Source organism: Kineococcus terrestris (assembly GCF_041020755.1).
Classification (GTDB): Bacteria; Actinomycetota; Actinomycetes; order Actinomycetales; family Kineococcaceae; genus Kineococcus; species Kineococcus terrestris.
The window spans coordinates 22,911-29,364 of record NZ_JBEUEI010000042.1 but is presented as its reverse complement, the minus strand read 5'-3'; the positions used below and the strand labels follow the sequence as shown (position 1 = coordinate 29,364).

6 protein-coding genes are annotated in these 6,454 nt (G+C 75.7%); 3 read left to right on the top strand and 3 right to left on the bottom strand.

The window, feature by feature from the left end; translation table 11 throughout:
• Positions 1-52: 52 nt before the first annotated feature.
• Positions 53-685, bottom strand: a complete 633-nt coding sequence (locus AB8M62_RS18245; RefSeq protein WP_369052778.1) for an FMN-dependent NADH-azoreductase — start codon at positions 683-685, stop codon at positions 53-55.
• A 92-nt stretch (positions 686-777) separates the two neighbouring features.
• On the opposite strand from AB8M62_RS18245, the gene AB8M62_RS18240 reads away from it, so the two are divergent.
• Complete coding sequence (locus AB8M62_RS18240) at positions 778-1,272, top strand: MarR family winged helix-turn-helix transcriptional regulator (protein WP_369070478.1); 495 nt, start codon at positions 778-780, stop codon at positions 1,270-1,272.
• Between the two features lie 54 nt (positions 1,273-1,326).
• Here AB8M62_RS18240 and fmdA read toward each other — a convergent pair whose 3' ends face one another.
• Positions 1,327-2,580 (bottom strand): formamidase, encoded by a 1,254-nt coding sequence (gene fmdA / locus AB8M62_RS18235; protein ID WP_369070477.1) that lies wholly within the window; start codon positions 2,578-2,580, stop codon positions 1,327-1,329.
• Between the two features lie 546 nt (positions 2,581-3,126).
• Between fmdA and AB8M62_RS18230 the strand changes: the two genes are divergently transcribed.
• Together AB8M62_RS18230 and AB8M62_RS18225 are read left to right on the top strand one after the other, a co-directional pair.
• Entirely contained in the window at positions 3,127-5,070 is a 1,944-nt protein-coding gene (locus AB8M62_RS18230; protein WP_369070476.1) for a S8 family serine peptidase, read from the top strand.
• A gap of 92 nt (positions 5,071-5,162) precedes the next feature.
• Entirely contained in the window at positions 5,163-5,948 is a 786-nt protein-coding gene (locus AB8M62_RS18225; protein ID WP_369070475.1) for an MIP/aquaporin family protein, read from the top strand.
• Between the two features lie 58 nt (positions 5,949-6,006).
• On the opposite strand, the gene AB8M62_RS18220 is transcribed toward AB8M62_RS18225, so the two are convergent.
• The gene (locus tag AB8M62_RS18220) at positions 6,007-6,429 is read right to left on the bottom strand and encodes an ester cyclase (protein ID WP_369052770.1); all 423 of its coding nucleotides are present in this window, start codon (positions 6,427-6,429) and stop codon (positions 6,007-6,009) included.
• Between the last annotated feature and the right edge of the window lie 25 nt (positions 6,430-6,454).

Genomic DNA, 6,454 nt, shown 5'->3' with positions numbered 1-6,454 from the left:
GCGGGCGGCGGGCGGGGGCGCCCCCCCCCCCCCCCCCGGCCGGGTCAGCGGGTCAGCGGGCCAGCGCGGCACCCGCCGCGGCCGCCTCCTCGTGCGCGCGCTCCTTCAGCCGGGCGCCCTCCTCGGCGAACCGGTCGAGCGCCGGGTTCACGCCCACGAGGGTGAACTCGCGCTCGACGACGGTGAGGTCGGCGCCCCACACCTCGCCCACGACCCGGCGCAGGTAGTCGACGCTGTGGTCCCAGCCCTCCTTGGGCGTGCCCGGCGCGTAGCTGCCGCCGCGGGTGACCAGCAGGACGACGGGCTTGCCGTCCAGCAGGCGGGCCGACGGGTCGTCCGAGCCGGCGATGACCAGGTCGATCCACGTCTTGACGTGCTGGGAGACGCCCCAGTTGTAGAGGGGGAAGGCGAGGACGACCCGGTCGGCGGCGAGCAGCTCGTCGCGCAGCTCGCGGGCGAGCGCGACGGCCGCGCGCTGCGCCTCGCTGCGCTGGTCCTCGGGGGTGTACCCGGCGCCGACGGCCGTCGCCCAGGCGTCGGAGGGCAGCGGGTCGCTGCCGAGGTGGCGGGTCACGACGGTCTCGTCCGGGCTGACGGCGGTCCAGGAGTCGAGGACGCGGTCGGCGAGCTCGCTGCTGGCCGAGGCGGGCCCGAGGATGCTCGCGTCGATGCGGAGGAGGGTCACGGTGGCTCCCGTCGGTAGGGTCGGGTTGAAGCTTCAACCCACAGCGACGGTGACACACGTGAGCTGAATGTTCAACCCGCTACCCTCGACGGGTGGACGACGAGCCCCGCTGGCTGACCCCCGAGCAGCTCGACCAGTGGGTCCACTTCGTGGCCGTCCTCACGACCGTCCCGGCCGTGGTGGCCGACCAGCTCAAGCGCGAGGCCGACCTGAACTTCTTCGAGTACCACGTCCTGGCCAGGCTGTCGGGAGCTCCCGGCCGCGCCCTGCAGATGGCGGTGCTGGCGGACGTGACCCACGGGTCCCAGTCGCGGCTCTCGCACGCGGTCAGGCGCCTCGAGAGCGCCGGCTGGGTCACCCGCCGCAGCTGCGCGACGGCGTCCCGGGCCGTCGAGGCGGTCCTCACCGACGCGGGGTTCGAGAAGCTCCGGCGGGCCGCCCCCGGGCACGTCGCGGAGGCGCGCCGGGTGCTCGTCGACGCGCTCACGCCCGAGGAGCTCGCCCAGCTGCGGCACCTGTCGCGCAAGGTCCTCGCGGCCGCGGCGCCGGAGGTCCTGGAGACCGTCGACGACCTGCTGTCGCGGTGAGCGCGCGCGGGGAGCGCCCGTCCGGACGCTCCCCGCGCGCAGCTCGCCGCCTCCTCAGAAGCTCGAGCGCGGCACCCCCTGGCCGGGGTCGATCCGCGCCGGCCCGGACGCCGACGGGCGCACGTCGACGTCGAAGATCGCCGTGGGGACGTACACCGTCGAGCAGGAGTTCGGGATGTCCACCACCCCCGACAGCCGCCCCTCGATCGGCGCGGCGCCGAGGATCATGTAGGCCTGCTCGCGGGTCCACCCGAACGTCGTCAGGTAGTCGATCGCGTGCAGGCACGCCCGCTGGTACGACAGGTGCGAGTCCAGGTAGCGCTGCTCGCCGTCCAGGGTGACCGAGGTGCCGGAGAACGCCAGCCACTGGCTGTACTGCGGGTCGGTGTTCCCGGGCATGAAGACCGCGTTCTCGGAGACGCCGTAGGTCTCCATCCCGCCCTCGATGACGTCGACGTGCAGGTCGATGAACCCGCCCATCTCGATGGCCCCGCAGAAGGTGATCTCCCCGTCGCCCTGGGAGAAGTGCAGGTCGCCCATCGACAGGTTCGCCCCGTCGACGAAGACCGGGTAGAAGACGCGCGTCCCCTTCGTGAAGTTCTTGATGTCCTGGTTGCCGCCGTTCTCGCGCGGCGGGGCCGTGCGCGCGGCCTCCGCGGCCGCCTTCGTGAACGCGTCGCCGGTGAGCCCGCCGAGGATCGCGTCCTGCGGCAGCGGCGGCAGCGCCAGCGGTGGCACCCGGTCCGGGTCGGTGGCGATGAGCGCGCCCTCGCGCGCGTTCCAGCGCGCCAGCAGCTCGTGCGAGGGCGCGGTGCCCATGAGGCCCGGGTGCACGATGCCGGTGAACGACACCCCCGGCACGTGCCGCGAGGTCGCCGTCTGCCCGCGGAAGTCCCAGACCACCTTGTACGCGTCGGGGAACTGCTCGGTGAGGAAACCCCCGCCGTTGCGCGTCGCGAAGATGCCGGTGTAGCCCCAGCCCTGACCGGCCAGCGGACCGGAGTCCTCCTGGGGGATCGGGCCGACGTCCACGATGTCGACGACGAGCAGGTCGCCGGGCTTGGCGCCCTCCACCGCGATGGGGCCGGACAGGACGTGCACCGTGGACAGCGGCGCGTCGCGCACGTCGTCCGCCGAGTCGTCGTTCCGGATGGCACCGTCGAACCACTCCCGGCAGTGCACGCGGAACGTGCTGTCCCGCTTCACGTGCACCTGCGCCGGGATGTCGGGGTGCCAGCGGTTGTGGCCGAGCTTCTCCTGCTCGGTGAACCTCTTCGTCGAGTCCAGCGGGAAGACCACCTCGGGCATCGTGCCTCCTACGGGTTCCGGGCGCGGGGTTCTCCTCCGGCGGTGGGCCGGCCGCCGGTCACCTCCTCCCCGTCGGGGTCCACGACCTCACGGTCGCGGGAGCTTCCGGAGCGCGGGGGACGCGGCCGGTCCGGGGCGCGGGGTCCGTCGCGCGGAGGGGGGCAGCGACGTCACCACGTCGGGTGCGGACGCCGAGCGTTCCGCGCGCTCGATCGCGGCGAACGCCGGGCCCGACGCGCGGGACAGGCGCGGCGCGGTGAAGACGCGGCGCGACGGGTTCCGGCAGGCCGGGCAGGGGAGCAGCGCCGGGGCGGTGCCGATCGGGGCGGTCGCGTCGAACGGACCGTCGTCGTCGCAGGCGTACTGGTACAGCGCCACAACACCTCCACGCCGTCGTGCGAGGGCCGGCGGGCCGACCGGGGGCGTCATCGTTCTCCCGGGTGATCTGCGCGTCAAGACCCGCGCGAACGGGTGAGCCGGGTTCAGCGCGGGCGCCGTCCGGCCCGATGCTCACCCGGCAGGCTCGGACGAGGACAGGGGTGGCACGTGGTGCGCAGGGGCAGGACGCTGGCGTGGGCTCTCGCCCTGGCACCCGTGGTGGCGCTGGCCGCACCCGCCGGTGTCGCGTCCGCGGCGGGCGCGCCCGTCACGGTCGACGTCCTCCTCGAGCACGCCGACGGCAGCCTGAGCGTCGAGGAGGTCACCGCCCCCACCGCGTCCGCCGTCGAGGGCGCCGTCGAGGACGCCGCCGACGCCGCGGGTGCGGCCGAGGTCGTCGAGACCGCCCCCGCCACCACGTACCGGCTCGCCGCGCTCGACCCCGGCCTGGCCGACCCCGTCGTCAACCCGCTGCGGTTCAACCGCGCCCAGGCCGCGTGGGGCACCGCCACGGGCACCGGGACCGTCGTCGCCGTCCTCGACACCGGGGTGCGCGCCAGCCACGAGGACCTGCGCGGCGCGCTGCTTCCCGCGATCGACACCACCGGCCAGCCCGCCGACCCCGCCGAGTTCCACGGCACGCTCGTCAGCTCCGTCGTCGCCGCCCGCGCCGGGAACGGCCGCGGCGCCGCCGGCGTCGCCCCGGGTGCCAGCGTCCTGCCCGTGCGGGTGTGCGTGCAGGAGGGCTGCCCGAGCGCCGCCATCGCCAACGGGATCCTGCGCGCCGTCGCCACCCTCGACGACGGCGTGCCCGGCAACGACGTCGCGGTCGTCAGCATGTCCCTCGGCGGCGGGTACAGCTCCGTCATCGCCTCCGCCGTGGACACCGCCCTGGCCCGCGGGATCGTCGTCGTCGCCTCCGCGGGCAACGGCGGTGCCAGCCGCACCGACCCGCGCGAGAACCCCAGCGGGTCCGCCAACCAGGACAACGCCGTGCAGTACCCCGCGGCCCTGCCGGGCGTCGTGTCCGTCTCCGCCACGGAGACCGACGAGAGCGCGTCCTGGTGGGCCACGCACAACCCGCAGGTCGCCCTCTCGGCGCTGGGGAACGGCGTCCTCGGGGCGGGTGTGGGCTCCGACTCCGCCTACGTCCTGGGGACGGGAACCTCGTTCAGCGCCCCGCAGGTCGCGGGCGCGGCCGCCCTCGTCAAGCAGGTGTGGCCGACCGCGACCCCGGCGCAGGTGCGCGACGTCCTCGTGCGCACCGCCCGCCGGCCCGCCGGGTGGTCCACCGGCACCGGCTACGGCAGCGGCACCCTCGACGCGGCCGCCGCGGTGGCCGCCGCCGCGACCGCCGCCCGCCCGACGCCCACGCCCACCCCGACGACCCCGGCTCCCACACCGTCCACGCCGACGGTCACCCCGCGCGCGGACGGCTCCGCGGACTACACCCGCGACGGCCGCACCGTGAACGTCAGGGGCGCGATCCTCGCCCGCTACCGCGCCGCCGGCGGGCACACCGGCCCGCTGGGCTGGCCCACCAGCGGCGAGGTCGCCGTGCCCGGCGGCGCCTCCACGACGTTCGAGCGCGGGCAGGTGTGGTGGACGCCCGCCGGCGGCGCCCAGGTCGTCGTGGGCGAGGTCCTCGCGCAGTGGCAGCGCCTGGGCGCGCACGTCTCTCCCGTCGGGTTCCCCGTGGGCGAGGAGCGGGGCGTGCGCGGCGGGGTCGTGCAGGCCTTCCAGCGCGGGATCATCGCCTGGTCCCCGGCCACCGGCGCGCGCGAGGTGCGGGGGGCGATCCTGGACCGCGTGAACGCCAGCGGAGGGGTGCAGGGGTTCCTCGGGTTCCCCACCACCGGCGAGGTCGCGCTGCGCGGCGGGGCGTTCACCGCGTTCCAGGGCGGATCGGTGTACTGGTCGCCCGCCACGGGCGCGCAGGTGGTGCGCGGGGAGATCCGGCGGGCGTGGGGCGCCACCGGGTGGGAGAACGGCCGGCTGGGCTACCCGCGCACCGGGGAGTTCCCCGTGCCCGGTGGGGTCCGGCAGGACTTCCAGGGCGGGTCGATGACGTTCTCGTTCGCGACCCGGGCCGTCAGCGCTTCCTGGCGCTGACCTGGCCGGGAACCCGGCCGCACGTTTCAGCGCGCTCCTCCCGGGCAGGGGGTCTGCAGTCCGCAGAACCCCCCCCCCCGCGAGGAGGACGCATGAGCACGCCCACCGGTGACGGCAGCACCGTCACCACCGCCCGGCCCGAGCGCGGCCACGGCCTGTACGGCAGCCGCCCCGGTGAGGACCTGCTGCGCTCGGGCGCCGCCGAGCTCGTCGGCACGTTCGTCCTCGTCCTGGCCGGGACCGCGGCGGCCGTCGCGGCCGCGCTCAGCGACCCGCCGGTCTACGACCTGCTCGCGATCGTCCTCGCCTTCGGGCTGGCGCTCACCGCCCTCGTCGCCGCCCTCGGTCACGTCTCCGGCTGCCACCTCAACCCCGCCGTCACCCTCGGCCTGGCCGCCACCGGCCGCTTCCCCTGGCGGGCCGTGCCCGCCTACCTCGTCGCCCAGCTCGCTGGCGGTGTGCTCGCCGCCCTCGCCGTGTGGGCGGTCCACAGCGGCACCGGGCCGGACGTCGTCGCCCCGTCCACGACCGTTCCCGCCGCCGGCGTCTCCGACGGGCGGGCGTTCTTCGTCGAAGCGCTCGTCACCTTCGTCCTCGTCCTCGTGGTGATCGCCGTGGCCACCGACGAGCGTGTCCACGCCGCCGTGGCCCCGGTGGCCGTCGGCGCCGCCCTGGCCGTGTGCGTCGTCGTGGGCGCCCCCGTCACCGGGGGAGCGGTCAACCCCGCGCGCGCCCTCGGCCCCGCCGTGGTCTCCGGGCAGTTCGACAGCCTCTGGCTGTACCTGCTGGCGCCCGTCGTCGGCGGTGTCCTCGCCGCCGTCGTCTACGCGCGGCTGCTGGCGCCGGCCGAGGCGCCGGCGCCGGCGGACGGTTCCTGACCCCGGGGGCGGTCCCGGGCCCGGCGCCCCGGGCGGGGCGTCGGGCCCGCTGCCCGTCCTACCCGGCCGACGTGCCCGGACCGGCCTGCAGCTGGCCGACGAGGGTCGCGATCGACAGGTGGAAGCGCAGCGCCGAGATCCCGCCCCCGGTCAGGTCGTAGACCACGCAGTACGGCACCCGCACCCGCGCACCCGTCGGGTCGAGGTCGCCGAAGCGACCGGTGTGGGTCCCCACGAAGTCGGCCTCGAAGAACGCGTGGTCGCCGGCGGCGCCCATCGCCCGCACCTCCGGGCGGGCGTCGAAGATCCGCGTGTGCAGCGCGGTGATGTGGTCGGCCACGGCCTGCCGGCCCGTGATCCGCTCACCGGTGTCCACCGTCGTCCACACGACGTCGTCGGTGAAGAACCTCGCGAAGTCGCCGCCGTTCAGCAGCGCGTCCACGTACCCCTGGAACAGTTCCGTGCTCGTGTCCACGGACATGTCGTCCTCCTGCCTGGTGGCCCCT